General features: G+C 67.7%; 1 protein-coding gene. It reads right to left on the bottom strand.

From position 1 onward, the window contains the following. Window positions 1-1,388 (bottom strand): AMP-binding protein (locus AB0937_RS38505; protein ID WP_366718870.1); only part of this gene is annotated, 1,388 nt, incomplete at its 3' end. Window positions 1,389-1,427 lie beyond the last annotated feature (39 nt).

The raw sequence follows: 1,427 nt of genomic DNA, 5'->3' as shown, positions 1-1,427 counted from the left end.
CCCCGAACCAACCCCGCCAACAACGACCCATCCGACCGCTCCGCCGCCGACGCCACCACCAACGTCCCACCCGACGACAACGTCACCGCAACATCCAAAACCGACGCATCAAAACTGAACGACGCGAACTGCAACACCCCCACACCCGGCCCCGCACCCAACACCGGACCCAACGCACCCACCAAATACGCCAACCCACCCTGCGTAGCCGCCACACCCTTCGGCCACCCCGTCGAACCCGACGTATAAATCACATACGCCAAACCCTCGGCACGAAGCACCACGCCGGAAACGCCGTCTCCCGGCAACCCGGCCAATTCCTCGGCCACAGCCTGATCGCCCAGATCGACGCCCTCCACCCCAGCCGCCGACAATTCGCCCAACAAGCCGCCCCGGCCCACCACGAGTTCAGCCCCGCTGTCCTCCACCATGAACTGCAAACGTTCCGCCGGGTATTCGGGGTCCAGCGGCACATAGGCGGCCCCCGCCCGCCACACACCCACAATCGCCGCCACCATCTCCACACCCCGAGGCAGACACAGCCCCACCACCGACTCCGCACCCACACCCCGCGCCCTCAACAACCCCGCAAACCGATTAGCCCACGCATCCAACTCCCCATACGACAACTCCACCCCCTCACACACCACCGCCACCGCACCCGGATCAACAACCGCCCACTCCGCAATCCGCTCGGGAACCAACCCCTCGACCAAGCCCACACCCGCAGACGTCGCATTCCACTCCTCCACCACCAACGCCCGCTCAGCCGCACCCAGCACATCCACCGCACCCACCCGGATGTCCGGCGCCCCCACCACCACCTCGACCACCCGCACCAACCACTCCGCAAACCGCTCAGCCGCCCCCACCCCGAACACATCCGCAGCCACGGTCACGACACCCCGCATGCCAGCGGGAGCACCTTCGGCGTCGAACACCTCGGTGGCGGTGACATCCAGATCGAACTTGGCCGTTACCGTCCCGGTGGACTTCGCCGACCCGGCCAGTGCTCCGGAGGCGCTCAGCCCGGGCAGGTCGACGACCGCCTGGGCGTTGTTCTGCAACGTCAGCATCACCTGGAACAGCGGATGCCGGGCCAGCGAACGCGCCGGCGCCAGCTCCTCCACCAGCCGCTCGAACGGCACATCCTGATGCCCGAACCCGGCCAGGCTCGTCTCCCGCACCCGCTCCAGCACCTGCGCGAACGTCGGATCACCCGACAGGTCCGTCCGGATCACCAGCGTGTTCACGAAGAACCCGACCAGCTCGTCCAGCGCCTCATCCGTACGACCCGCGACCGCCGAACCGATCGGAATGTCGGTGCCCGCGCCCACCCGCGACAACGTCACCGCCAGCGCCGCCTGCAACACCATGAACACCGTCACGCCACGCTCACGCGCCACCTCACGCAACCGCGCATGCAC

Source organism: Streptomyces sp. NPDC047880, assembly GCF_040706515.1.
Taxonomy (GTDB): domain Bacteria; phylum Actinomycetota; class Actinomycetes; order Streptomycetales; family Streptomycetaceae; genus Streptomyces.
The sequence above is the reverse complement of the archived record's forward strand: the minus strand, read 5'-3'. Positions and strand labels throughout refer to the sequence as shown.